Annotated in this window: 25 protein-coding genes; 3 read left to right on the forward strand and 22 right to left on the reverse strand. The window is 37.1% G+C overall.

Features of this window, described 5'->3' with window-relative positions; translation table 11 throughout:
• Positions 1–3: 3 nt before the first annotated feature.
• The 14 genes from AC6UDF_RS03735 to AC6UDF_RS03800 all read right to left on the reverse strand — a co-directional run bounded on the left by AC6UDF_RS03735 (position 4) and on the right by AC6UDF_RS03800 (position 13042).
• A complete protein-coding gene (locus tag AC6UDF_RS03735; RefSeq protein WP_500711121.1) occupies positions 4–795 on the reverse strand; it encodes a YlmH family RNA-binding protein in 792 nt (263 codons plus the stop codon).
• A gap of 1 nt (position 796) precedes the next feature.
• Complete coding sequence (locus AC6UDF_RS03740) at positions 797–1072, reverse strand: YggT family protein (protein ID WP_500693965.1); 276 nt, start codon at positions 1070–1072, stop codon at positions 797–799.
• Between the two features lie 11 nt (positions 1073–1083).
• Positions 1084–1500, reverse strand: a complete 417-nt coding sequence (locus tag AC6UDF_RS03745) for a cell division protein SepF (protein ID WP_500693927.1) — start codon at positions 1498–1500, stop codon at positions 1084–1086.
• A gap of 20 nt (positions 1501–1520) precedes the next feature.
• Positions 1521–2804, reverse strand: a complete 1284-nt coding sequence (ftsZ, locus tag AC6UDF_RS03750) for a cell division protein FtsZ (protein ID WP_500706367.1) — start codon at positions 2802–2804, stop codon at positions 1521–1523.
• A gap of 20 nt (positions 2805–2824) precedes the next feature.
• Positions 2825–4180 (reverse strand): cell division protein FtsA, encoded by a 1356-nt coding sequence (gene ftsA, locus AC6UDF_RS03755; protein WP_500723834.1) that lies wholly within the window; start codon positions 4178–4180, stop codon positions 2825–2827.
• A 99-nt stretch (positions 4181–4279) separates the two neighbouring features.
• Positions 4280–5095, reverse strand: coding sequence for a cell division protein FtsQ/DivIB (locus tag AC6UDF_RS03760; protein WP_500721532.1), 816 nt, complete (start codon positions 5093–5095; stop codon positions 4280–4282).
• 12 nt (positions 5096–5107) lie between these two features.
• Positions 5108–6220, reverse strand: coding sequence for an undecaprenyldiphospho-muramoylpentapeptide beta-N-acetylglucosaminyltransferase (gene murG / locus AC6UDF_RS03765; RefSeq protein ID WP_500706363.1), 1113 nt, complete (start codon positions 6218–6220; stop codon positions 5108–5110).
• Positions 6220–7596: a UDP-N-acetylmuramoyl-L-alanine--D-glutamate ligase gene (gene murD, locus AC6UDF_RS03770; protein WP_500721536.1), complete on the reverse strand. Its 1377-nt coding sequence runs from the start codon at positions 7594–7596 to the stop codon at positions 6220–6222. Before murD ends, murG begins: the two co-directional genes overlap by 1 nt.
• Positions 7597–7620: 24 nt before the next feature.
• Positions 7621–8577, reverse strand: a complete 957-nt coding sequence (mraY, locus tag AC6UDF_RS03775; protein WP_500701174.1) for a phospho-N-acetylmuramoyl-pentapeptide-transferase — start codon at positions 8575–8577, stop codon at positions 7621–7623.
• A 21-nt stretch (positions 8578–8598) separates the two neighbouring features.
• Positions 8599–10740, reverse strand: coding sequence for a penicillin-binding transpeptidase domain-containing protein (locus AC6UDF_RS03780; RefSeq protein WP_500723836.1), 2142 nt, complete (start codon positions 10738–10740; stop codon positions 8599–8601).
• Positions 10737–11120 (reverse strand): cell division protein FtsL, encoded by a 384-nt coding sequence (locus AC6UDF_RS03785; protein ID WP_500693935.1) that lies wholly within the window; start codon positions 11118–11120, stop codon positions 10737–10739. The genes AC6UDF_RS03780 and AC6UDF_RS03785 overlap by 4 nt, the downstream gene beginning before the upstream one ends.
• A gap of 12 nt (positions 11121–11132) precedes the next feature.
• Entirely contained in the window at positions 11133–12077 is a 945-nt protein-coding gene (rsmH, locus tag AC6UDF_RS03790) for a 16S rRNA (cytosine(1402)-N(4))-methyltransferase RsmH (protein ID WP_500693936.1), read from the reverse strand.
• Positions 12078–12093: 16 nt separating this feature from the next.
• Positions 12094–12519 carry a division/cell wall cluster transcriptional repressor MraZ gene (gene mraZ / locus AC6UDF_RS03795; protein WP_500693937.1) on the reverse strand — a complete coding sequence of 142 codons (426 nt, stop codon included), beginning with the start codon at positions 12517–12519 and terminating at the stop codon, positions 12094–12096.
• 133 nt (positions 12520–12652) lie between these two features.
• Positions 12653–13042, reverse strand: coding sequence for a DUF3397 family protein (locus AC6UDF_RS03800; protein ID WP_500693938.1), 390 nt, complete (start codon positions 13040–13042; stop codon positions 12653–12655).
• Between the two features lie 96 nt (positions 13043–13138).
• On the opposite strand from AC6UDF_RS03800, the gene AC6UDF_RS03805 reads away from it, so the two are divergent.
• Positions 13139–13264, forward strand: coding sequence for a DUF4044 domain-containing protein (locus tag AC6UDF_RS03805; RefSeq protein WP_500693939.1), 126 nt, complete (start codon positions 13139–13141; stop codon positions 13262–13264).
• Positions 13265–13313: 49 nt separating this feature from the next.
• On the opposite strand, the gene AC6UDF_RS03810 is transcribed toward AC6UDF_RS03805, so the two are convergent.
• Positions 13314–15707, reverse strand: a complete 2394-nt coding sequence (locus tag AC6UDF_RS03810; protein WP_500723838.1) for an FtsK/SpoIIIE family DNA translocase — start codon at positions 15705–15707, stop codon at positions 13314–13316.
• Positions 15708–15725: 18 nt separating this feature from the next.
• Entirely contained in the window at positions 15726–16238 is a 513-nt protein-coding gene (locus tag AC6UDF_RS03815; RefSeq protein ID WP_500693941.1) for a tRNA (cytidine(34)-2'-O)-methyltransferase, read from the reverse strand.
• Between the two features lie 129 nt (positions 16239–16367).
• Between AC6UDF_RS03815 and AC6UDF_RS03820 the strand changes: the two genes are divergently transcribed.
• Positions 16368–16949: a copper homeostasis protein CutC gene (locus tag AC6UDF_RS03820; protein WP_500693942.1), complete on the forward strand. Its 582-nt coding sequence runs from the start codon at positions 16368–16370 to the stop codon at positions 16947–16949.
• Between the two features lie 80 nt (positions 16950–17029).
• Here AC6UDF_RS03820 and AC6UDF_RS03825 read toward each other — a convergent pair whose 3' ends face one another.
• The 5 genes from AC6UDF_RS03825 to AC6UDF_RS03845 form a co-directional block, all read right to left on the reverse strand.
• The gene (locus AC6UDF_RS03825; RefSeq protein ID WP_500693943.1) at positions 17030–17827 is read right to left on the reverse strand and encodes a MucBP domain-containing protein; all 798 of its coding nucleotides are present in this window, start codon (positions 17825–17827) and stop codon (positions 17030–17032) included.
• A gap of 72 nt (positions 17828–17899) precedes the next feature.
• Positions 17900–20434 carry an SH3 domain-containing protein gene (locus tag AC6UDF_RS03830; RefSeq protein WP_500723840.1) on the reverse strand — a complete coding sequence of 845 codons (2535 nt, stop codon included), beginning with the start codon at positions 20432–20434 and terminating at the stop codon, positions 17900–17902.
• Between the two features lie 248 nt (positions 20435–20682).
• Positions 20683–21564: an RluA family pseudouridine synthase gene (locus AC6UDF_RS03835; RefSeq protein ID WP_500723842.1), complete on the reverse strand. Its 882-nt coding sequence runs from the start codon at positions 21562–21564 to the stop codon at positions 20683–20685.
• Positions 21557–22369 carry an NAD kinase gene (locus AC6UDF_RS03840; RefSeq protein ID WP_500693946.1) on the reverse strand — a complete coding sequence of 271 codons (813 nt, stop codon included), beginning with the start codon at positions 22367–22369 and terminating at the stop codon, positions 21557–21559. The genes AC6UDF_RS03835 and AC6UDF_RS03840 overlap by 8 nt, the downstream gene beginning before the upstream one ends.
• Positions 22366–23001 (reverse strand): GTP pyrophosphokinase, encoded by a 636-nt coding sequence (locus AC6UDF_RS03845; protein WP_500693947.1) that lies wholly within the window; start codon positions 22999–23001, stop codon positions 22366–22368. The genes AC6UDF_RS03840 and AC6UDF_RS03845 overlap by 4 nt, the downstream gene beginning before the upstream one ends.
• 176 nt (positions 23002–23177) lie before the next feature.
• Between AC6UDF_RS03845 and AC6UDF_RS03850 the strand changes: the two genes are divergently transcribed.
• Positions 23178–23762 carry a DsbA family protein gene (locus AC6UDF_RS03850; RefSeq protein ID WP_500693948.1) on the forward strand — a complete coding sequence of 195 codons (585 nt, stop codon included), beginning with the start codon at positions 23178–23180 and terminating at the stop codon, positions 23760–23762.
• 50 nt (positions 23763–23812) lie between these two features.
• Here the strand turns inward: AC6UDF_RS03850 and AC6UDF_RS03855 are convergent, their stop codons facing one another.
• The gene (locus tag AC6UDF_RS03855) at positions 23813–24622 is read right to left on the reverse strand and encodes an aldo/keto reductase (RefSeq protein WP_500693949.1); all 810 of its coding nucleotides are present in this window, start codon (positions 24620–24622) and stop codon (positions 23813–23815) included.
• Between the last annotated feature and the right edge of the window lie 3 nt (positions 24623–24625).

Consider the following 24625-nt stretch of genomic DNA (forward strand, 5'->3'; position numbering starts at 1 on the left):
TCCTCATTTATTTTTTATTACGTTTAATTCAGCTTTTAATTTTCCCTTTTTCGAGTGGCCATTGTATCCCACTACCTTTATTCTACCGTATCCTCTGACAGAAATCATATCAGAAACTTTAATTTCATAATTTGATTTAGTAAACTCAAACCAATTTAAGCGAACTTTTTCATGCTCGATCAGACTCTTAGCCATACTTCTAGAGATATGAAAACCAATCGAAATAACAACGTCTAAACGAAATGATGGTAAAGTAACAAAATCTACTATCCAGTCATCTTTTTGCTGAACAATTTGACTAAAATTAATTTGGCTTAAATCAACCTTTACTTTACCAATACGATCAACTGATCTTATCAAATACTTAGCCATTTCATTCTCACAAATAAATTGCCAACGTTCCCCATCAGTTAGAATATCACCAAGAACCTTACGTTCAATCCCACTCCCAATTAAACTTCCAAGAACTTGATTGTGATGGATAGACGCAAATTTTTCAGGATATTGAATCTCAATTAGTGATAATTCATAATCATCAAACTTCGGCACAAAATAGTCTGGATAAATCAGACCTCGTTTCATCTCAGCATTTTGATATCCACCAAACGTCAACAGCTTCAAACTAGGATAACGATTTACCAAAGTCTGAAGTAAATAGCACTCCCTTGAGTTGAGAAAACTAGTAAGAACTGGACGATACTCAGAATTCGCACTATCAATCCAATCACTTGCAGTTTGAAGGAACGGTAATTCGGATTTTCTAAAATGTTGTTCAATATTTTTTTCAACACCCATTTTATGCGACCAAACTTATGATAATATTTCCAATGTAGGTTACCCCAAACTGTAAAAGTTGAAGTACAACTAAGGCCAATATTGGCCCAAATCCTAACATCCCAATGTGAGCAAAATTAAAGTAATCTAAAAAGGGATTCACGATCCGACCCAAAAACTGGCCAAATCGAGATTGTGAGGCACCTGGAAACCATGTCAGTAAAGCATCGATTACGATTGCCAACATATAAATCTGAATTGCATAATTAATAATCTGTGCAATCCAAGTAATTACCATTACCAATTAAATCATCCTAACCTACTATTGAACTTTTCGTCCATTGCGCCATCAATATCAAAATTGTTAGGAGCACAGAGAAAAATTTTCTCATCAATTCGTCTTATTTTTCCATCAATAGCGTAAATAGTCCCATTTAAAAAATCAACGATTCTTTTGACGGACTCATTACTAACCCCGTCCATTTTAACAATTACAGCATTCCCACCAATTAATTTACTGGCAATACTTTTTGCGTCAGCATAAATTCGGGGTTCCATAACAGCAATTTTACTATTAGAAATATCACTTTTACTCATTGATACGACCTTACGCGGATTATTTTTTACAGATCGAACGCTATCAACATTATTTTGGTTTGAGTCGTCGTCTTCATAAGTCTCGTTATTATCATCGAGACCAAAAAAACGCTTAAAATTATATGACATTACTAGCTCCTCTCCGAATACTATTGCTTATTATTTCGGTTCCGATATCTGAAGAATGGAGGGACATTATCATTGTCGTTTCCACTATCATTATTATTTGAATCAGAATTATTTCCAGCTTCAAATGGTTCAAAGTCTTGCTTTTCCACGTTCGAAAACTTGTCATTATCTGATGAATCAGCATTTCTAACTTCGTTTTGGTTATCACTAATGTCCCAGTTGTGAAGCGGATCATCATTACTAGAATCAGCTGAATTATCTTTAGTAGCATTATCAGTCTTGGGACTAGCAAAGGTACTCGAACGATTCTTCCTAGTTAGTGCTGGGCTAGCAGAACGGTCTGGATCCCCAGTCTGAATTCCAGTAGCAACTACTGAAACTTTAACTTCATCCCCCATGTTTTCATCGATCGAAGTTCCAAAGAAGATATTAACATCATTTGACGTTGCATCAGATACGATATTAGCTGCATCTTGTGCCTCAGCAAGTGATAACTCTGGTCCAGCAGTTACATTCAGCAAAACTTGTTGAGCTCCGTCGATTGAAACTTCCAATAATGGTGAATTAATGGCCTTTTTAGTTGCTTCTTCAGTTCGGTTTTCACCGGTTGCTGCACCCACTCCCATAAGAGCGGATCCTTGATTCTGCATTACACTTGTTACATCAGCAAAATCCAGATTAACAACCCCGGGACTAGTAATTAAATCAGTGATTCCTTGAACACCCTGACGTAAGACATCATCGGCATCCTTAAAGGCTTCCATCATTGGAGTCTTTTTATCCACCATATCTAGTAAACGATTATTTGAAACCACCACTAAAGTATCAACGTTTTGCTTAAGGGCTTCAATTCCTTCAGTAGCGTTATGATCACGTTTTGGTCCCTCAAAAACGAAGGGACGAGTCACAACTCCAACTGTCAACGCACCAGCATCTTTAGCAATTTTGGCAACAATCGGAGCTGCCCCAGTTCCAGTTCCTCCGCCCATTCCTGACGTAACAAACACCATGTCAGCATCGTGTAAGGCATCAGTAATGGCTTCTTCACTTTCTTCAGCTGCTTTTGATCCAACTTCTGGGTTTGATCCAGCTCCTAATCCTTTGGTGAGCTTGGGTCCAAGATTAATCTTAGTTTCTGCTTTAGAACTTCCTAAAGCTTGTAGGTCGGTGTTAGCGGCAATAAATTCGACTCCTTTAACGCCCTCTTCGATCATTCGATTAACGGCGTTTCCACCACCGCCACCAACTCCAATGACCTTAATTGTTGCACCATTATTTTTATTTGCATCCATTGAATAGTCCATATTTTATCAATACCCCCGCGTTACTCGAAAAAGTGGTGTACAATGCCACTTAATTTTTCGCCTAAATTCTTATCACTCTTTGGTTTCTTTTCACGTTTTTGTTTTGCAGTTTTATTCTGACGTTTTTGCTTAAAGGGAATGGATCCAGATACGCTTGGTTTAGATTGAGGTTCAACTTCTCTGGCATTTCCGTTGTCATCATAGGCGAATTCACCATGGTCAAATGCTGAACGTACTAACCGTTCAATTTGACTTAAATTACCACCATAATTAACTAATGATAATGCTAACGATAGTGAGGGATGTCTTAAACCAATTTGGTCGGGAATATAAACCCTGACATTAACACCAAAGGTATTAGCGGCTAATTCAGCAATCCCTGGCATAGAAGCTACTCCACCAGTTAGCACAATCCCACCAGGGAGACTTAATGCATCAATTCCATCAAGATCATCTTTGAGTCTGCCAAAGATTTGATCAATTCGTGCTTCGATAATTTCAGCTAATAATTTTTCACTTACATTAACTGGTTGTCCTTGGCCAACAACTTCGACTGGAAACTCATTATCTTCACTAGCTTGATCAACATCAGCATATCCATATCCCCGTTTCAACTTTTCAGCGTTAGCGGCAGAAGTGTTTAATACTGAAGAAATATCTTTAGTTATGTATTGTCCACCCTCAAGATCAACATTGGCGTATTTGAGTTCAAAGTCATGAATAACCGCAACCGTTGATTGTCCTCCACCTAGGTCAATCAATATTGTTCCAAACTCTTGCTCTGATTCACTTAAAATATATTTTCCTTCAGCCTGGGGATCGACAACCAATGCCTCAATATTCAAGCCAGCATTAGTAACGGCTTTTTTAATATTATGAATAATAGTCTTAGGCCCACTAATCATTCGGCCATTCATTTTCAGACGATTTCCAACCATGCCCCGTGGATCTTGGATACCGTCAAAGCCGTCCACCATGAATTCATCTGGAGTTAGATCGATCACTTCACGTTCAGGTGGAAGGTTGGTGTCAATAGCAGACTCAGAAACGTCAACAACATCATCGTTTGTGATTTCCTCAGACTGGTCGGGGAGTTCAATCATCCCAGAACATTTATCAATTTTAATCTGATCAGCTGGGATGCCCACAATTACATTGCTAATTTTGACACTTGCCTTTTCTTCAGCCTGACTAACGGCCCGCTCAATAGCATTTGAAGCCTTATCAATATCAACAATAACTCCACGACTAACACCAGTTGATTTTTCATTACCAACTCCGATTACATTCATTTGACCATTAGCTTTTTCAGCCACAATCACTTTAATCGAAGTAGTTCCAATATCTAAACCAATGTACAAATTTGAATCGTTCATTATCTGGAACCTCCATATAAGGTCTATTGAAACAGATTATCCAATATACCATAATCTCACTTAATTTTAACACACATGATGAACGTTAATAAAGAGCTCTCATTCCCCCAAAGGATAGGAATATGCTCCCACTTCCATGTTAACCACGCTCTTTTGTTTCAGGCTCTTCGCAATTGCAGGATAGTAAGCCATCTTATCTGCCATAGTACTGATTTTGACGTAAATCTCATTTCCATCTTTCATCAAAATTTGAATCCGCTCCGGATTGCTTTTAGTATTAGCATTTTTTAACTCTTTAATCTGATTCCTAATTGATGGACTAATCTTTTTGTATTGCTTTAACACATTTCTAATTTCATTTCCTGGCTTAAATCCAGAAACAGTGCAGATATTGTTAGGATCATTAATTTTCACTGCTTCATCGGAGATATGACCTGATGGGTAGACGGGATAATACTTCCCAGCTTTAAAAATGTACTCCGGATTCGAATATCCATCTACCCTTACCATCAATTGATTATGCTTTTTAAAAGAAAAATCAACGTGTTTAACCTGCGCATTATGAGCTAACACATAACTTTGGGCTTTAGCTTTGTTTCTCTTTACCATTATCAGCGAATCCCCGACTTGAAATGGAATCTGATCTTTAATGTTTTCGCCCTTGAGTTGATGATTAGTTCGAATGTTAATCGATGAAACCCGACTGTATGGCAGTACCAAATAGAGCGAAACTAAAGCTACTACTATAAACAATAATAAGATTGGCAAAAATCCTCTAATTAATTGTTTGCGTTGTTGCTTTCTAATCCCAGGAATTTTGTGTCCAACTCGATACCGACTATTCTTCCTTTGTTTTCTCTCCTGGTACTTCTCCAACCGACCTGATGAATTGGAATCATTATCGCTAGTTTTCATTAAGATCACCCGTTAAGCTTTTTTATGATGCTTCTCAATTGCCTGCTCACAAACGCCTAAAAGTTTGTCAGCGGCATCACGAACTCCCATATCATATGAGTTAGTAGCCATTTGCTTTCTTAATTCAGTGTTATGCATTAAAGAATCGACTTTTGTCACTAAAGATTGCCCATTCAAATCTTTTTCAGTCAAAATCATCGCGGCATTATTTTTTACGAGACTCATTGCGTTCTTAGTTTGATGATCCGCGGTAACATAGGGACTTGGAATTAAAATGGCCGGAATCCCAATGGCAGTTATTTCTGCAATACTAGTGGCACCAGCACGTCCAACAATTAAATCAACTTTAGGCAGAACCGCTGGCATATTTGAAATATAAGGTAAAACGGCGATATTGTCGTTAATTTTAACGTTTTTTAAATCATTTTTAACACCTTGATATCGCTTCTGGCCGGTAACAAAAACAACTTGGTATTTTCGTCGGTCAAATTCAGGGATCGCTTCTACCGTTGATGAATTAATTTTTAGTGCTCCCTGGCTTCCACCAAATATCAACACCGTTGGAACATCATCTTTTAAACCAAACTCACTCCACTTAAAATCGCTTTTCATATTAGCCACCTGCTGCGCCCGTGGATTGCCAGTGAAAATAACTTTATTTTCGGGAAACTGTTTTCGAGCATCGTCAAAAGCAATGGCAATTTCATCTACATAACGACTCAAAAAGCGATTAGTGAGACCAACAACACTATTTTGCTCATGAATAACGGTTGGAATTCCTAACTTAGCTGCAGCATATACTACAGCTCCACAAACATACCCACCGGTGCCAACCACAACATCAGGTTTAAACTTTTTAATGATTTTTTTTGATTCTTGGACGCTTTTTAAAAACAACCAAATCGTTTTAAAATTATACAGACTAAACAACTTCCGTTTGAATCCTTGAATTTTTAAGGCATCAAATTTTATTCCCCTTTCTGGAACAATTTTACCTTCCAATCCGCGATCGGACCCAACGTACAAAACCTCTGAATGAGGCTTTTGAGCTTTTAACGCGTCAATTAGGGCAAGTGCTGGATAGATATGTCCACCAGTTCCTCCCCCGGATACAATCATTCTCATTATTTAGTCTCCTTTTTACCAGTTAACTTCTCTACATCTTTGATGAATTCATCCCCACGATCACGATAAGTTGCAAATTGATCCCAACTTGCGTTAGCCGGTGACAGCAATATGATATCACCTGGTTTACTCATCTTAACCGCCTCTGGTACGGCTTCATCAAGGTCTTTAACTTTTTTAATTTGTGGAACACCGGCTTTTTTGGCAGCATCTTCTAACAAGTCAGCGGTTTCACCAAATAAAACAATTCCCGCTAAATTAGATTTAAAATCAGGAACCAGTTTATCAAAAGTATAGCCACGATCTAGCCCACCTGCTAACAAAACGATCGGTTCATCAAATCCTCTTAGAGCCATTTGGGTGGCCTCAATGTCGGTTGCCTTAGAATCGTTATAGAACTCACGATCGTCAGCAGTTAAAACGTATTGAACACGATGTCTAACTCCACCAAAATTCTTTAATACTGAAACAATCGCTTCAGTAGAGATTTTATACAGTTTAGCTACCGCAATTGCGGCTAAGGCATTTTGAACGTTTTGTTCACCCGGAACCCGAATGTCTTTTTTGTGCATAATAAATTCATCTTTAAAGTAAATATCGCCATTAGAAACGTAGGCTCCATTTTTGTACTTATCAGTGAGTGAAAATGGAACGATTTGAGCTTTACTACGCTTGCTTAATTCTCGCCATTCAGCACTATCAAAATTCATGACAAGAAAATCATCTTTGGTTTGATTTTTAGTAATCTGCATCTTAGCATTTACGTAATTTTCACGTGTTTTGTGGTAATCCAAATGGTTGGAAAAAATATTAGTAATGACAGCAATATGCGGATGAAGTTTAGGAGTCCCCAGTAACATAAAACTCGAAATTTCTAATACTAAGACATCATTCTTATTAACTTCTTGAGTTACCTTGGTGGCAGGAATTCCAATATTTCCACCATCTAGGGCCCTTCCATCTCTTTTGCCCGCTTGCAACATTTTAGTAATCATGGTGGTAGTGGTGGTTTTTCCGTTACTACCCGTGACCCCAACAATCGGAGCATCTGAGATTTCTGCTGCAAGTTCCAATTCCACAATGATCGGAATGTTTTTATCTTGAGCGGCTTTAACCAAATCATTATCGTATGGAATGCCAGGATTTTTGACCATTAGATCAATTCCATCTAATAGGGAAAGAGGTGATTTACCTGCTACTACTCTTACACCATCTGCTTTTAATTCATCATATTCTTTAATTTGATCAGCTGGTTTTGCATCGGTTAAAGTGACATTTGCTCCCAGCTTAACCAATAGTTTAGCAGCATTGGTTCCACTCATGCCAGCCCCAAAAACTAAAATATTTTTATCTTTATAATTGTCCACGTTTTTCATAATTAAAATTAAGCTCCCTAAAAATTAAATCATTGTAATAACGCCAGTGATCGCAGTAAACAAACCTACTAGCCAAAAGACAATATCAATCTTCCATTCACTCCAGCCCATCAACTCAAAGGTATGATGAATGGGAGTCATCTTAAAAATTCTTTTTCCAGTTAGTTTAAATGATGTAACTTGTAAGATGACACTGGCAGTTTCAACAACGAATACTAATCCAACCCATAATAACGAAAGTTCATGGTGAAGCAAAATTGAAACGGCAGCTAAAGCACCACCCAATGCTAGGGAACCCATGTCACCCATAAAGATCTTGGCAGGCTTGTGATTAAAAAGCAGAAATGCGATAAGCGCACCTGCAACTGCCATGCAAAAAATTTCAACCTCAAACTGGTGTTGGAAATGAGCGACAACGGCATAAGCTCCAAAAGCTATAATTGATAATCCACTTACCAATCCATCCAATCCATCCGTGAGGTTAACGGCGTTAGAAAAGCCCGCAAGCCAAAAAATGATAAACAAAACATAGAAATACCCTAATGGAATCTCGCCGAGGTTAAAAAAGCGAATTGACATTGGAAATCCATCAGCATAGTAAACCCAAGCAAACACCAACGCTCCAATGACTTGAAGCAAGAACTTTTGCCAAGCTTTAAATCCTTCATTTTGACGCTTAAACAGTTTAATTGAGTCATCCCACATCCCAATTAGTCCATAAAACACAAGAACAAAGATTAAAATGAGCAGCGTTGACTTCAATTGGCTAACTACTAATCCATAGATCAAGCACGTAATGACGATTGCAATTATGAAACCTAATCCTCCCATTGTGGGCGTTCCACTCTTACTTTCATGCCAGCTGGGACCTTCCTCCCTGATCATCTGACCTTCATGCTTTGATCTAAAATAACTTATTAATACTGGCGTTAGTCCCAGTGTAATAATAAATCCTCCAATTAGTGGAATTAACCAATCCATCACTTTTCATCCTCTCAAAATTTATTTTAATTTAACTGTCAACGTAGTTTTGGGGGTAATTCTTTGACCTACATTGATACTCTGACTTTCTACTTTTCCTTTACCGCTGGTATTTAATTTGATACCCAATTGATCACTAAGCGTTTGAACGTCTTTTTCGCTCCAACCTTTAAGACTAGGCATCTTTAATACTCCACTAGTGATCAAAATAACGTGATTATCTCCTGAGCCAGCACCGATCGCCGTTGGACTTTGCTTAGTAACCGTGTCACCATCACCAATCACAATTGGCTCCAGATGACTTTTACTAAGTTGCTCTTTAGCCCCATCAGTCTTTTGACTAACGACATCTGGAACTTGCGCATCATCAGCTGTATTTTGGGTTAATGCCCGCTGCATAACTGGATTGAAGATTTGCGCCATCAATTGGGTAGCGGTCTTTCCACCATTTAAAGTGGGTTGTTTCATACTTACGTACATAATGTATCTTGGGTTTGAAGAAGGTACCATTCCAGCAACCGAATACAAGTAACTATCGTCACCATTCTCATAACCGCCAGATCCATTACTTACCTGAGCAGTACCAGTCTTTGCAGCTACTCGATATCCAGGAATCTTGTAATCTTGACCGATCCCATATGGCTTATAAACAACATCTTCCATATGCTTTCGAACAGCTTTAGCAGTTGAGGGTTTAATGGGATGTCCCAACGTTTCTTCCTTATAATTCTTAACCACCTTATTGTGATCATTGGTTATATCATCAACAAACCTTGGCTTGATCATTTTGCCGTTATTAGCAACTGAAGTCATGGCTTGCACCATCTGCAAAGCAGTTACTTGAATACCTTGACCAAAGGCAGTATTAGCCTGTTCAATTGGCAACTTAAATTGCATATTCCCCGAATCATCATCACCAAAAACTGAATTAGTATTCTTCAGAAACTGAAACCGATTAATGTAATCTTTCCAAGTATTTGGCCCCATCTGTTGTTCCAAATGTGCCATGGCAACGTTACTAGACAAGGCAAATCCCTTATTATAAGTGATCATTCCCCATCCTGTTGGTAGCCAATCGGGCACAATCTTACCATCAATATCATATTTACCTGATAGATAACGCTCATTTCCATGGAAATTACCGCTATCAATTGAAGCGGCTAGCGTAAAAATCTTCATGGTTGAACCTGGCTCAAAAGCATCTTGGGTTAATGTATTCCGCCAAATGCCACCTAATCCCTTGCCAGTTGTAGCATTGAAAGTTGGTCGTTGAGCAGCGGCTAAAACTTTCCCAGTCTTAGCACCAATCAGCATGGCATTCATACTCTTTGGATGAACCTGTGATTGGACCTCACTCATCTGGTTTTCAAGCAGAAATTCTAATCGAGAATCAATTGTGGTATGAACACTATTCCCGTTAACCACTGGTCGTTCCTTTTTATTATCATCAGGTACTTCGTAACCATAATTATCATGTCTTACTTCTTCATACCCATTTGTCCCACTCAGAACTTTATTAAATGACTTTTCAAGGCCCATTTGTCCCACTAAGTTTGTCTCCTTAGTCTTGTTATTGGTAACTGGAGAAGCCAACCCAACAATGTGAGATGCAAAGACCCCATTTGGATATAATCGACTCTGTTGTTGAACAAATTTGATGCCGGGCAAATGATGAGAAACAATTTTTTGTTTATCAACTAAAGAAATGTTTTTTCCCGGATTTCCAAATTCAACCTGAAAGGCTTGTTTCTTTGGTTTAAGGGTCTTAAGGGCATCTTTGTAACTAATCGGCAAGTTTTCAGAAAGGACCCTAGCGGTTTTTTCAGGATTAGTTACGTAATCTGGTTTATCATCTTTAGTCTTTTGCGACTTGTTTAAAATAGCATAAATCGAGTAAGTACTGGTATCCTCAGCCAACGCTTGGTTATTGTTATCATAGATGGTTCCACGTTTAGACTTAATCACGTTAGTTTGGGCATACAAACTCTTTGTTTGCTGTGCCAAATTAACGTGATTCGCACTTTTGAAAATTGCTTTTTTAAAAAAAAAGCCGAAAATCAACAGGAAAACTACAATTACTAAAATCCGAAAATACATCCCAAATTTTTTTCGATTAGCAATCGCATTTTTCCGATTTTTTATCTGCTCTTGTTTTTTATTCATTTTGTGACGTTCCTTATTTGATCATTTGAAAGTTTTAATCCCGATCCTTTAGCAACCTTATCTAAACGTGAACTACTTTGAAGTTCATCAATCTGTTGCTTAAGTCCGGTATTGGTATTATGTATTCTTGTTGATCGACTCTCAGTATCTTGCAACGTTTGCTCGGCACCTGAAAGTGAAATTCTTGTCCAAACCAATGCGACCGACATTAAGAATATCATCGCACATCCAACTACTAAAATTGTAATTTCCAGCTTAGGACTGAACTTATGTTCTCTTTGGGGAGTAGTAACTCGCTTTGAATTGATCTGATTTCTTCGATATGTTTCATACGCGTTTCCATTTGAATATTCTTTTTTTGCTAGACCATTTTGTGCCAAAGTTCCCACCTCCTATTTAATTTTCTCAATGATTCTGAGTTTGGCACTGTGCGATCGATGATTTTGACTAAGTTCATCAGCACTGGGTAAAATTGGTTTTCTTTGGACCATTTTAAACTTTGGTTGCATTGAATCCGGTATGACCGGTAAATCATGGGGTAAATCTTGAATGGTGGTTTTTTCTTTAAAAATCCCCTTTACCAAACGATCTTCAAGCGATTGAAATGTGATTACACTAATCCGACCATGAACATTTAACATGTCTAACGCCTGCTCAAGTGAATCTTCTAAAGCGCCTAACTCATCATTAACGGCAATTCGTACGGCTTGAAAAACGCGCTTAGCTGGATTACCACCATGTCTTCGTGCTGGAGCTGGAATGGCATTCTTAATGATTTCAGCTAATTGACTTGTAGTATCGATTGGATGATCAGCTCTATTTTTTTCAATACTACGAGCAATTTGCTTAGAAAATTTTTCCTCACCATAACGATAAAAAATTTTCACTAACTTTTCATACGACCAGTGATTAATAACTTCCCAAGCATCTAGATCATTTCTTTGATCCATCCGCATATCAAGACGAGCATCTTTTTGATAACTAAAGCCCCGCTTGGCATCATCCAATTGTGGTGAAGAAACTCCTAAATCATAGACAACCCCATCAATTCCAACGACATCATAACGTTTCAAATCACGTTTAAAATTTCTAAAATTATCATGAATAAAAGTAATTTCATTATCTTTTAAGAACTTTTCTAAATGGGTTTGATTATAATCGATGGCAACTTGATCTTGATCAAAAGCGTATAAATGGCCATTTTTTAGTTCCGACAAGATCTTAGAACTATGGCCTCCGCCTCCAAGAGTACAATCAACATAGATTCCATTGGGCTTAACATCCAGACCACGAATAGCCTCATTTAATAAAACCGTTTGATGTTTAAACGTAGACATTAAAATTCACCTCAAGTTAGACATCAAGTAAATTTTCAGCAATATCGCTGAACTCACTCGAAGCCTCATCCGTATAACTATCCCACTTAGAAGCATCCCAAATTTCAAACCTAGTCGATACTCCAGCCAAAACACAGCTTTTGGTCAGGTCGGCATACTTACAAAGAGCGGTCGGGATATTGACTCGGCCTTGTTTATCAATATCACATTCAGTGGCCGCAGAAAAGAAAAAACGTGCAAACATTCGCGCATCTTTTTTGTTAAAGGGCAGTTCATTAATCTTATCCTGAACTTTTTGCCATTCATTCTCGGTATACCCAAAAAGACAGCCATCTAAACCACGAGTAATGACAAATTTATCTCCTAATAAATCTCTAAATTTAGCGGGAATGATGAGACGTCCCTTGGCATCGATGTTATGTCGATATTCGCCCATGAACATAATTCATCATTCCCTTCTCCCCTAAATATAAATTTAGTTTACCACAATAAACCACTTCCTACCACTTTGCCTCCATAAAAATCCACAAAAAATAAAAGCACTCCGGAAAACAAATCCCAGGAATGCTTTTATATCAGTGTATTATAATAATTTTTACAATCAAAGAAAATATAAAAATAATTATCCAATAAATGTCACTTATTCGCCAAAAATTAACTAAAAATTGTTTTGGCAACAACTGTCCTTCATCGATCACTCGGTAAAACAAAAAGATAATCCCAATTATCATCCAAGCCAAAATGAATAATGGCAAAAACGAAAATCCATGACTCGTCATAGTAATGACATGAACTAACCAAATTCCAATGATTGGAAATGAATCAAGAACACTCAGCCGTTGAAACATCCGATTTTTAGTAATGCGCTTAAAAAAAATAATAATAAAACCAATAATAATGAAAAGGAGTAAGGGCTTAATTAATGACTCCACTAATAAATGTAGATTAGATATATAATTGACCATTTTTAACCTCGTAAATTAGGTATAATAAGTGATTTGCAATATTTTTAGTTCAAAGTTAGAATTGTGACAGTATGAATACTGAAAGTGGTGGATACTTTGAATAAATGGAAAGATAAAACAACGTTTCAAAAGATCTTAATGATCTTTGTTTGGTTAATGATTATTGCAACCATTTTATCAGTGGTTGCTGGATCAGCAGCTGCTTTCTTTGGTGGCATGTAAATTAATAATATCGTTTTAGGGCATTCTGAAGCAAATTCAGAGTGTCTTTTTATTTTTCATCATCAGAAGAAGGCTTCTTATAGACGTCTCTAGGTTTACTTCCATGCTGTGGTCCAATATACCCACGTTGTTCCATATCATCAACAATCCGAGCCGCCCGATTATAACCAATTCGAAACTGACGTTGAATCATCGACGTACTGGCTTTTTGTTCTTTTACAACAAATTTCAGAGCATCATCAAATAGATCATCCTCATCATCGTCTTTTTCTTCTTCTTTAATTTCAGCATCAGTAACCATCATTGAGTCATCATATTCTGGCTCAGCTTGTTTCTTGACAAAATCAATCACGTTTTCAACATCACTATCAGAAATAAAGGAACCTTGGACACGCGCTGGAATGTTTTGATCGATCGGGAGATACAGCATATCACCCCTCCCAAGTAATTTTTCAGCTCCATTCGTATCTAAAATTGTTCTTGAATCAACTCCACTTGATACCGCAAAAGCGATTCTTGATGGGACATTAGCTTTAATCAATCCGGTAATAACATCAACTGACGGACGTTGAGTTGCCAAAATCATATGAACCCCAGCTGCTCTTCCCATCTGAGCTAGTCTAATGATGGCACTCTCCACTTCATTTGAGACCGTCATCATTAAATCAGCTAGTTCATCAACAACCACTACAATGTATGGGAGAGTTGGAAGAGCCGTACCTTCAGTCCGATTCTTTTCTTGAATATACTTATTATATCCACTAATTTTACGTTGACCTGTCTGGGCAAACATCTCATAACGATGTTCCATTTCATCAACCACTTTATGAAGAGCGCGAGCGGCTTTCTTAGGATCTGAAACCACTGGGCTTAAAAGATGAGGAATCCCATTATAAACACCCAACTCAACTTTCTTAGGGTCAATTAACATAAATTTAACCTGGTCGGGAGTAGCTTTTAAAAGAATACTAGTGAGAATTGAATTAATTGCAACCGACTTACCACTTCCAGTTGATCCCGCAATTAACAAATGAGGCATCTTGGTAATATCGCAAGAAACAACGTCACCGTTAACGTTTTTACCCAAAGGAACATTTAGAATACCATGGTTGTTACCAGTCTGATTTTCAAATACATCCCGAAACGAAACGGTCGAAATTGCTTTATTAGGAACTTCGATCCCAATTAAAGATTTGCCTGGAATTGGTGCTTCAATCCTGATGTCTTTTGCTGCTAATGCAAGTGCAATATCATCACTCAAATTGACAATTTTAGAAACTTTTACACCAATTGCTGGATGCAACTCATATTCGGTGACCGATGGTCCTAAGCTTACATTTTTTACCTCAGCATCAACCCCGAAACTCTTTAAAGTCTTTTGTAGAATTTTCGTATTTTTATCGATCGCATTATATTCTGCAGTCTGATCTTGCTCTGGCACTTTAGTAAGGAGATTAGTTGAAGGAAGTTGATAGTGGTTACCAGAAGAATTATTTTCAAAAGTTGGTAAACTCGTTTTGGTTTCATTATCAAAATGATTCCGTTTAGGCTTCTTACTTGCAACCGTTATGTGAGTAGTATTCTCATCTTGTTTAACACCAACATGTTCCGTTGGCTTATTGACTGGAACAGTTGGTGAATTAACGGATGCTTGAGACCGCGAACTGTTCTTCTCATTTTCTTTTTGATGTCCTAGATAATCTTGAAACTGATTTGTCTTTGCTGATTGCTGCTTTTGTAATTTTCGATTATTTCGTCGCTCTTGATTATTCAGGTGCGCCCGATTAAATGACGCAATAATCGCAGTAAACCACTTAGCTGACCAAGTCAAAAAGCTTTTGAGCCACTTAATAACTGGTAGTTTAAAGAAGATGATCGCTCCAACGACCATTAAACTGTAAGCAAGGATCAAAGTCCCAACTAACGAGATAAGGGTATCGAAAAAAGATAATAACGTAGCGCCAATCATCCCACCCCCAACGTTACTAGTAGAGACACCGTTAGTAATATCAGAAAGTAACGCATTGAAGGTGGTGGACACAAAGTTAACATGGGAATTTAAAGAATTCGAAAAGGTAATGGATAAGTTTAAAATCCAACCAATAAATGCTATCAAAAAACCCAAAATATAATGGTAATCGATTCGAGGAATCTTAATTCCTAGAAGCAATAAGATGCCAAAAACACCTAGAAAAATTGCCAAAACCTGGTAGGCGTTCCCAACCACTAACCGAAATACATTAGCAAACAGGGTCCCCGCCATTCCTAAGCTGAAAAAGCCTAAAACGGCGATCAACATAAAAATCAAACCAATGATATTTAATTTCTTTTCACCGCAAAAGTTCTTTAATTTGTTCCAAACAGAATTTCTTTTTTTCCTTGGACGACGTTTTCTCGTTATTTTACGCTTTGTAGTTTTACGTTTTGTTTTTCGTTGAGCCAACTAAGGCACCCCTTCGCATTATTTTAATTTATCATGCTCATAAGTATGAGTCACTTCAAGTCCAGCAAATTTCTGTTGCCTTAAAGCCTCATACATTACAATCGCACAAGTGTTCGATAAATTCAATGCTCGAATATGAGAATCATCTTGAGGAATTCTAATAGCTTGTTTGGAATACTGACGTTCAAAGTTTTCGGGCAATCCCGTCGTTTCTTTTCCAAACAAAAAATAATAATCCACGTTATCATCACTATAATTAGGATCTGTATACACCTTTTTCCCAAACTTTGAAACCAAAAACAACCTTTGCTTGTCTGGAATGGTTTTTAAAAATTCAGGAAGATTCTCGTGATAATTGATCTTAACCTTATCCCAGTAATCTAATCCAGCTCTCTTTAAGTGTTTATCATCAACCGAAAAACCCAATGGTTTAATTAAATCAAGAACGGTATCAGTTCCCGCACATGTTCTTGCAATATTGCCAGTATTAGCTGGCATTAATGGTTCAAATAATGCAATATGATTAGTCATTTACATCCTCCAATAATTCGTTCAATAACTTTCTTTTTCAATTATATCACGCGTCTAATTCCATTTAAGCGCAAAATCGATGTCAATTCAGATCTATAATAGTTATAATTGTTGCAGGAGGTAGTTTATATGACAATCGTTGAACCACTTGTATCAAAATTTAGAGAGGTATCTGCTGAACTTGAAAGTTCTCAATTAAAAATTGCAATTAATCAGGAAATGATGACCCCTAGTCGTGGATTTATCGCAGAAGCATGTAAATATGCTCACGAAAAAAAGCGAAGCCTCGACGTCTTAATTTCATCAAATAATAATACTAGTACCTTTAATGATTCTGAGATAAAAATCATGGAAGATGATCTTTTCCAATGCCAAGAGTTAGGTGTTGATGGTGTCATTATTGGTGCTTTAAATGACCAAAATAAAGTCGACTTAGAGGCCATGGAAATTTTGATGGCAGCAGCAGGCGGCATGCAACTGTATTTTTCACCTGCATTTGATCAAATAATTGAAAAAAAATGGACTGATACTCTGAACTGGATTGATAACAATAACTTTGCTGGAGTAGTTGCATCAACCAGAATAGAAAGTTTATCTGCAAAAATAAAAAATTATCAGAATCTTCAGTTAATTCCACTCGTAGAGTCCAAAGATGAATTGGATAAGGTCCAAAAGATTGCTGATCCCAATATTATAATTAACAAAAAATAGCTTCAGCTATAAAAATAATCCCGTAACGCTAAAAACTAACGTTACGGGATTATTTGTTTTTCTCCAATCAATGAACTTTTTTAATGCTCAAAATGACGTGGTCCTCTGAACTTGTGCCATAGAAAAGCACCAACTCCAGCAACTACCACCACAATAATTCCTCCAACTACCCAGGGAGTAATGCTCCCATCTTTTTTCTCGTGCTTAGCATCATTTTTGTCATGATCTTTTTTTGCCTTTTTATTTTTCTGATTCTTCTTATCAGATTGATTCTTTTTATCCTTGGCATTCTTATCAGCATTGGGTTTTTGGGAATTATCTTTGGCCTTTGATTGATCCTTGGCTTTTTCATTTGTCTGATTATTACTAGTAGCATTTTTCTGGGTACCAGTAGCTGAACTATCACTAGTCCCGTTACTATTTTTATTCTTACCATTAGTCTGACTACTATTACTACCATTGGAACTCACACCAGCATTAGCACGGTTAGGTTGTTTATTATTTGCCGTACTGTTACCAGTTGATGAATAAATAATCGTCATTTCCATAATATCTGTCGAACTATCACTACCACCAAATGTCATTTGGGGGCCATTACTATTATTTTGTCCATTTTGAATACTAGAATACTTGTATCCAGGAATGTTAGGAATCGACGCAATATAGGTACTACCAGTTGCTCCCATGGCGGTGGTTGCAGGACGAATTACGTGACCATTTTGATCAACGTAGTGAACTACAATCTCCCCTTGACCACTATTACCCTGCGCAAATTGAGTAGTTTGCGCATTAACATGTCCCACATTAGGCACAAACACTCCAATGGTGACCACTGCAAAACTAATTAAAATTAGTGAGGTTACTTTCTTTAAGTTCATAATCCATACTCCATTTCATTTATTTGAAAATGTTTAAGGGTGTTTCTAAAAATTATTTTCACCTAATTAATTTTAGTTCAAGTCGGCAACGTAACGGTAAGCACCTGAAGCTGCTCGGTATCTTAACCAAGTGTATCCATTAGCAATTACTTTGCCATCATAAACAACACTTTCTCCAGCATCATATTGTCCCACAACTTGTGAACTAGTACTTGGTGAAGTTCTAATGTTAGTAGCGTGTCTGAAAGTAAATCGGCCAGAAGTGGGAGTAACGTCTGATTGGTTATTACCAGAAACAGAACCATTTCCTAATTCAGCAACATAACGGTAGGCACCTGATCCACCACGATATCTTAACCATGTGTATCCATTAGCAATTACTTTGCCATCGTACACTACTCGTTCACCGGCATTATATTGGCCTACAACCTGTGAATTAGTACTTGGTGAAGTTCTAATATTAGTAGTTTGACCAAATGTATAAGTACCTGAAGTTTCAGTGACATTTGGTTGGTTATTTGGAGTTGAAGTATTGTTATCTAGTTTGGCAACGTAACGGTAGGCACCTGAAGCTGCCTTATATCTTAACCATGTGTATCCACCGGCATTAACAGTACCATCATAAACAACTCGCTCACCGGCATCGTACTGTCCCACAACTTGTGAACTAGTACTTGGAGCAGTTCTAATGTTGGTAGTTTGATTAAAGGTATACATCCCTGATTCTTGCTTAACGTTTGCATCTGGGTTAGGTGCGGGAGTAGAAGTATTGCTTAGTTTAGCAACGTAACGGTAAGCACCTGATCCACCACGATATCTTAACCACGTGTATCCATCAGCTTGGACAGTCCCGTCATAAACAACTCGTTCACCAGCATCATATTGACCTACAATCTGAGAACTAGTACTTGGAGCAGTTCTAATGTTAGTAGTTTGACCAAAAGTATAGGTTCCAGAAGCTGGTGTGACATTTGACTCTGGCTTTGAGGCTGGTACGTCGCTTACCTTAGCAACATACAAATCATCACCAGAATATGATTTGTATCTTAACCATGTATATCCATCAGCATCAACAGTACCATTGTAAACGACACTTTCTCCAGCCTTATATTGTCCTACAACTGGAGCACTTAGGCTTGGTGAAGTTCTAATATTGGTGGTTTGACTGAAGGTATAAGTACCAGAAGCTGGCTTAACATCAGGAGCTGGTAGTGGATTACCTTCATCTTGAAAGGCGATTTGATCGATGCTAGTTAAATTATAGTTACGGACACAATTAATAAGTGTCTGAGCATAACTAGGATCAGTCGCATATCCATCATTTTGTAAAGCATAGGCTACACTCACGTAATCTCTTACGCCAAGTAAGTTGCTGTAACGTGGGTTGTCTCTTAAGAAAGCACCATGGTCTTCAATGCTTGCAGCCCAGCTTGGATATAATCTAAAGGCTGCTTGAACAGTAACCCAGTGTCCATTGATGTATTCTTGAGTTGGAAAGTAGATTGATTGACCGTTATAAGAACCTTTGATTCCAAATAAATTGTTACCCTTAACGGCTAATCCAGATCTCCCCCAACCACTTTCAATGATGGCCTGAGCGATTGAAATTGATGGTAAAACACCATATTTCTTCCATCCAGCAATTGCACCAGGAGTCACCTTATTGATAAAGTCCTGAGTATAACTGGCAAAATTAGTGTTATTTGAAACATTAAAATTAGTATATTGTGATGGGCGTTGCACGTTTTGATTTACGTTGTTTTCAACGCTTGAATCATAATAACCAGGACCAATCTGCTTATCTGGAGTGGCAACGTCAGCCTTTAAGTTCACGTTTTGATTTTGATCTACATTCTGTTGATGCTCATTATTATTTTCAGAAACTTTGTTCTCGTTTTCAGCATTATCCGTTACCTTAAGAGCAACTTCAGAGTCCTGTGCTGATTGTTGACTGGCATCAGCTTTTGGAGCTTTTGTTACTTGCTGTTGATCACTAGTCTTTGAAACTTTTGGTGATTGTTGCTGTTCATTAGAATCATTCTGATCTTTGACATTATTAGTCTCAGTCGATTTTGAAACAGCATTACTATCATTTAATGAGTTAGTTTGAGCTGACTGATCAGTCTTAGTTGGTTGTTGATTATCAGTAATAACTTCATTTTCGTTCTGAGATTGTTTAGAATCACTTGATTGTAATGTTGGTGTATGTACATTTGTTTCAGAAGCATTGCCTGCTTCTTTATCTGTCTCACCATTTACTGATTCTGCTTGTTGTAACTGTGTGGCAGTCTTATTAGTGTTTCCCATTTGGGTTGAGCCACTATCGTTTTGGGTTTGATTAGTGTTTGCAACTGTTGGTTGTTCTTGAACAATTTCCTTCTTTGGTTGAACATTTGAAGCCGGTTCACTTTCAGAAACTGGGACAGTGCTTACCTTATCAGCATTTACTGAACTATTTAAGTTAAACGTGAACAATGCTGCACTGGCAAAGACCGTACCCATAGCTACTTTCATCCAGCCCTTTTTGGTTTTCACCAATTTGTTACGGCGTTTAGTCTCTCCAGTACTAAGAGCCATTTGGTTGTGCTTCTTAATGAGCTTCTTCATCAATTATCTCTCCTTTTCAAAACTGTAACATCATAATTAAGTATAACATCTAACGATCAAAAATTAATAAAAATATAAACAATATTAATAGTAATTATTCTAAAGTGAAATCTTAAAAATGTCTACCCCAATTTACTTAATTATTTATTTTGGCTCATCTTTAACTCATGAAAAAATAAAATTCTAGGACACCAGTGTCCTAGAATTATACGTTTTAGCTAACCAAATATTATAAAAATCAATAAATCTTAATTCAACAACTCTTTAAAATCACTAGGAATTTGGGATTCGACTTTGACGTCTTTTTTTTCAAACGGATCAAAAAAAATTGTCTGATAACAATGTAATTTTTGCCGTTTATTGCTGTGTTCGTAAGGATTGTATAGCCAGTCTCCCACAAGCGGATATCCAATTCTTGCAAAATGAACCCGAATTTGATGTGTTCGCCCCGTATACAACCTAATTTTGACCAACGACATTCCATTATTAACCTTCAATGTCCAAAATTCAGTTCGACAATATTTGCCGTCATTTCTGACTTCTCGTTCGATAAATGATCCTGGCTTTCTACCAATTGGGAGCACAATCTGTCCGTGCTTGATGTTAAGTTCACCTAACACAACGGCAATATAATATTTTTTTATCTGCCGGTCTTTCAGTTGCTTATCAAGTACCGAATGAGCTAAATGATTCTTAGCAAAAATAACCGGACCACTCGTATCACGATCAAGCCGATTAACGATGTGAACCTTCTTACTTGGATAATCATTACGAACATAATAACCTAAAACACGATTTAAAATTGTGTCATTAGGATAAATATGTGAAGGAACTGAAGCAACTCCGACCGGCTTATCAATTACCAGAAAATTATCATTTTCAAATAAAATCTTAATCGGTAAATTTGAAACCTGTAAAAAATCATTTTGTTCTTCAGGTGGCAAAATGACCTTAACTCGATCACCACGTGATAATTCAAAACTAGTATAAACATCCCTACTATTCACCATCAAGTGACCACCATGATAACGAATACTTTTAAGTAGCGATCTGGTAACCCCATTTTTCATCACAAACGTTCTGACTTTCATGGGTTTATATTCATCATAAATCCAATCAAAACTAATCATCGTCAAGGGTTTCCCCAATGAATGAATTACTTACCCGCTGCCAAAAATGAGTGTGACGATATTTGGCAAAATAAATTCTTCGTTTGGAAATTTTGAATTTAATGGACTTAATTGGACGATCTTTAATTAATAACTGGTCGTATGTTAGAACGTTATGGAGTGATACCTCCGGCACAATCGTAATAGATTCAGTTGGTGGAATAATGATCGGTGAACCAATCGTTCGAAAAACCCGGTTATTAATTGAAGCCATCTCAGCCACTTGAATTGAATTGAACTTAGGCGAAATAATTGCTCCCCCTACTGATTTATTGTATGCGGTTGATCCAGTGGGAGTTGAAATACATAATCCATCGCCACGAAAGTTTTCAAAAAGTTCTCCTTTGATGAAGACTTTGGCCACCATCGTTCCGAACAGTTTTTTAAAGGTAGCCTCATTTAGCGCAATCATATAATCTGGTTGGCCACCATCAGCATAATCTACTTCGATATCTAATAAGGGATAGCTAACACTTTGACCATTATCATGCTTCAAACTTTCAACCAACTGGGTCACTTCAGTATCACGCCAGTCAGTATAAAATCCCAAATGACCCGTGTGAATTCCAACGAACCTAATCTTGTCAGTCAAATCATCGTAATGATGAAAAGCAGAAAGTAACGTACCATCTCCACCAACGGAAATTACAATTTCAGGATTAAGTTCATCAATTTCTAAATCTTTTGCATTTTCAATCTCTTTTGATAATTCCGATGCAATTCGACTCGAGGTCTCACCATCGTTACTATAAATTGCAATTTTCATTTTTGGTCCCTCGATTCGTGTTTATCGTTTTGATCCTTAAGATCTCGATCTAACTCTTGTTTAATCTCTAACATTTCTTCATCCAACTTATAAGCGGTTTCCGATGCCCCCTGTAACCTCTTATGAACTTCAGGAGGAAAAACATCAGGATGCTTATAATTTAAAGAATGTTCAATGGTAGCCCAAAAGTTCATTGCTAAAGTTCTAATTTGAATTTCAGCCAGAATATCCCTTTGCCCATCGACTAACTGCAAGGGATAACTAAATACAATGTGGTATGAACGGTAGCCACTGGCTTTCTCATTATTAACGTAATCCCGTTCTTCTAAAATATTAATGTCATTTCGTTTTCTAAGAATGTCTACTACCGTGTAAATATCATCAAGAAATTCACACATAATGCGCAACCCACAAATATCTTCCATGTCTTCAGACAAACGTGATTCTTCAATGTGACGTCGCTGCATCTTTTCCTTGATACTATCGATTGGCTTAATTCTACTAGTAACAAACTCAATTGGTGAGCGTTCACCACGTTCTAAGTACTCGGAGCGAATCCCACGTAATTTTAATTTTAATTCATTTGAAGCTTCTTGATATGGAAATAAAAAGTCATCCCAATTCTTCACCATAAAACAACAATCTCCAGTCTGTCATATTGTTCCAGAAACATAATACCACACTTAATTATCATCCCAGTATAATAAGAGTACTAAAACAAATTTATTGAATTTTTATAAAAAAATGATAATCTAGTAAGTGCGTCGTTATAGAAGAGAAAGATAACAAACTAGGAAAGGAAAAAGTTATGATTGAACTATATTTATTTGTAGACCCAACTTGCAGTGATTGTGCTGAATCTGAACAAACTATTGATCGTTTATCAAAGCAATTACCCTGTAAGACATCATTTCGAATCATTCCGATCATGAACCTTAGCGTTATATCAGGTAATAAGGAAGCTCACTCACAACTTCTTCCATATAAACTAATCCTTGATTATAAAGCAGCACTATTTCAAGGAGCAAAAAAGGGTCGAACCTTTTTGTTTGCACTACAGCACGACATTCTAAAAAGAAACATGACTTACTGTGATAGCTTAGTTTACGACATTGCCCAAAAAGCTAATCTAGACTTGGAAATGTTTAAAGAAGACCGTCGTTCAAAATTAACTGAGAGCACCTTTCAATCTGATCAACAAATGATTTCAGAAATGAATATTTCAAATCATGGTAATTTAGTAATATTTGACTGTGATTCTTCAGACAACGGTTTACTAATTGATAAAGTTGATTACCAAGAATTATTTGATATTTGTAATCACATAATTCAAAAGGAATCAAGAGAGCTTGATGGTAAAATTAAACAAACAAATAATCTTCGAGTTCTCTAGAATAAAAAGGGTTTCACACTTTTAAAAGTGTGAAACCCTTTTTTTGACTATTAAAGCCAACCAAATTGACTCTTTTCAGTATCTAGTTTATTAATTTCTTTCATTTCATCGGGTGTTAACTCAAAATTGAAAATATCCAAATTACTTTTAATCCGATCTGGTTTAGTGGATCGTGGTAAAACAATAATTCCATTTTGAATTAAGAAGCGAAGGCCCACCTGACCAATGGTCTTATCGTGAGCTTGAGCAATCTTTCCCAACGTTTCATTGGTAAAGAAGCCGTTACGACCTCGTGCAAATGGTGACCAAGCTTCCAGTCGTAAATCATCTTTTTTAGCAACCGGCAAAAAGTCCCTTTGTTGCCGAAATACGTTAGTCTCAACTTGATCGACAACTGGTTTAATGGTTGCACTCTTCAAAATGGTACTGAGATCATCACCATAAAAGTTGGACAAACCGATGCTCTTTAGTTTACCAGCCTTAACGGCATCTTCCATTGCTCTGTAAGTTTCCGTTAAATCACCTGCAGGCCAATGATACAACATTAAATCAATATAGTCAGTTTGTAATTTTTCTAATGCTTCATCAATCATTTTAGTTGCTTCATCATAAGATTCTGGGCTTTCAATCTTAGTGGTCAGAAAAATATCATCACGGTTAACATCACTGTTCTTGATTGCATTTCCAACTTCACGTTCATTTCCATAATCACGTGCAGTATCGATCCCAGGATAACCATCTTTTAATGCTTGATCGACACTCTTTTCCGTCTCTCTAGCTGGAATTTCATAGGTTCCAAAAAAGATCTGTGGGATTTTAATCCCATTATTTAAAGTAAATGTTTCATCTTCAGCTGTCATGCA

It is taken from the genome of Fructilactobacillus sp. X2R6C1, from assembly GCF_059901295.1.

What these genes read in the sequence shown, in the direction of transcription:
- ftsA (WP_500723834.1), bottom strand. Translation starts at nt 4,180, where the DNA reads ATGAACGATTCAAATTTGTACATTGGTTTAGATATTGGAACTACTTCG.
- AC6UDF_RS03835 (WP_500723842.1), bottom strand. Translation starts at nt 21,564, where the DNA reads ATGATTAGTTTTGATTGGATTTATGATGAATATAAACCCATGAAAGTC.
- murG (WP_500706363.1), bottom strand. Translation starts at nt 6,220, where the DNA reads ATGAGAATGATTGTATCCGGGGGAGGAACTGGTGGACATATCTATCCA.
- AC6UDF_RS03815 (WP_500693941.1), bottom strand. Translation starts at nt 16,238, where the DNA reads ATGACTAATCATATTGCATTATTTGAACCATTAATGCCAGCTAATACT.
- AC6UDF_RS03820 (WP_500693942.1), top strand. Translation starts at nt 16,368, where the DNA reads ATGACAATCGTTGAACCACTTGTATCAAAATTTAGAGAGGTATCTGCT.
- AC6UDF_RS03740 (WP_500693965.1), bottom strand. Translation starts at nt 1,072, where the DNA reads ATGGTAATTACTTGGATTGCACAGATTATTAATTATGCAATTCAGATT.
- AC6UDF_RS03855 (WP_500693949.1), bottom strand. Translation starts at nt 24,622, where the DNA reads ATGACAGCTGAAGATGAAACATTTACTTTAAATAATGGGATTAAAATC.
- AC6UDF_RS03745 (WP_500693927.1), bottom strand. Translation starts at nt 1,500, where the DNA reads ATGTCATATAATTTTAAGCGTTTTTTTGGTCTCGATGATAATAACGAG.
- AC6UDF_RS03780 (WP_500723836.1), bottom strand. Translation starts at nt 10,740, where the DNA reads ATGAATAAAAAACAAGAGCAGATAAAAAATCGGAAAAATGCGATTGCT.
- AC6UDF_RS03825 (WP_500693943.1), bottom strand. Translation starts at nt 17,827, where the DNA reads ATGAACTTAAAGAAAGTAACCTCACTAATTTTAATTAGTTTTGCAGTG.
- AC6UDF_RS03845 (WP_500693947.1), bottom strand. Translation starts at nt 23,001, where the DNA reads ATGGTGAAGAATTGGGATGACTTTTTATTTCCATATCAAGAAGCTTCA.
- murD (WP_500721536.1), bottom strand. Translation starts at nt 7,596, where the DNA reads ATGAAAAACGTGGACAATTATAAAGATAAAAATATTTTAGTTTTTGGG.
- AC6UDF_RS03800 (WP_500693938.1), bottom strand. Translation starts at nt 13,042, where the DNA reads ATGGTCAATTATATATCTAATCTACATTTATTAGTGGAGTCATTAATT.
- AC6UDF_RS03850 (WP_500693948.1), top strand. Translation starts at nt 23,178, where the DNA reads ATGATTGAACTATATTTATTTGTAGACCCAACTTGCAGTGATTGTGCT.
- AC6UDF_RS03840 (WP_500693946.1), bottom strand. Translation starts at nt 22,369, where the DNA reads ATGAAAATTGCAATTTATAGTAACGATGGTGAGACCTCGAGTCGAATT.
- AC6UDF_RS03760 (WP_500721532.1), bottom strand. Translation starts at nt 5,095, where the DNA reads ATGAAAACTAGCGATAATGATTCCAATTCATCAGGTCGGTTGGAGAAG.
- mraZ (WP_500693937.1), bottom strand. Translation starts at nt 12,519, where the DNA reads ATGTTCATGGGCGAATATCGACATAACATCGATGCCAAGGGACGTCTC.
- rsmH (WP_500693936.1), bottom strand. Translation starts at nt 12,077, where the DNA reads ATGTCTACGTTTAAACATCAAACGGTTTTATTAAATGAGGCTATTCGT.
- AC6UDF_RS03735 (WP_500711121.1), bottom strand. Translation starts at nt 795, where the DNA reads ATGGGTGTTGAAAAAAATATTGAACAACATTTTAGAAAATCCGAATTA.
- AC6UDF_RS03830 (WP_500723840.1), bottom strand. Translation starts at nt 20,434, where the DNA reads ATGAAGAAGCTCATTAAGAAGCACAACCAAATGGCTCTTAGTACTGGA.
- ftsZ (WP_500706367.1), bottom strand. Translation starts at nt 2,804, where the DNA reads ATGGACTATTCAATGGATGCAAATAAAAATAATGGTGCAACAATTAAG.
- mraY (WP_500701174.1), bottom strand. Translation starts at nt 8,577, where the DNA reads ATGGATTGGTTAATTCCACTAATTGGAGGATTTATTATTACACTGGGA.